This is a genomic window from Lysobacter korlensis (genome assembly GCF_042434515.1).
In genome coordinates, this window is record NZ_JBHLTG010000071.1 from 1 (window position 1) to 517 (window position 517).

Here is a 517-nt window from a genome sequence, read left to right on the forward strand (position 1 = left end):
TTGAAACTTCAGAATTAACTACTGAGCATATTCAGAGCTTAGCTTCAGAAAACACATTCACAATTACGACGGGACATCAATTGAATTTATTCACAGGGCCATTATATTTCCTGTATAAAATCATCTCTACAATTAACTTAACGAAGCAACTCAGAGACACCTACCCGGCGTATAATTTTGTTCCAGTGTATTGGATGGCTTCGGAAGATCACGATTTTGAAGAGATTAATTATTTCAATTTTAAAGGAAAAAAAATCAAATGGACTTCTGAGCAAACTGGAGCCGTGGGTCATTTTAATACCGAAGGATTAGAGGCCGTTTTTGAAGTGATTTCCGCTGAATTTGGTCCAGGGAGAAATGCAGAACAATTAAAGTTATGGTTTAAAGAAGCTTATCTTAATCATGATAATTTGGCTGATGCAACACGTTATTTAGCAAACGAATTATTCGGGAAACATGGCTTAGTGATACTTGATGCAGACGATGAAAATTTGAAGCGATTGTTTATTCCGCAGAT

Annotated in this window: 1 protein-coding gene; it reads left to right on the top strand. The window is 36.0% G+C overall.

From position 1 onward, the window contains the following. Window positions 1-62: 62 nt before the first annotated feature. The coding region (gene bshC, locus ACFFGH_RS34560; protein ID WP_386677500.1) for a bacillithiol biosynthesis protein BshC at window positions 63-517 on the top strand (455 nt) is incomplete at its 3' end.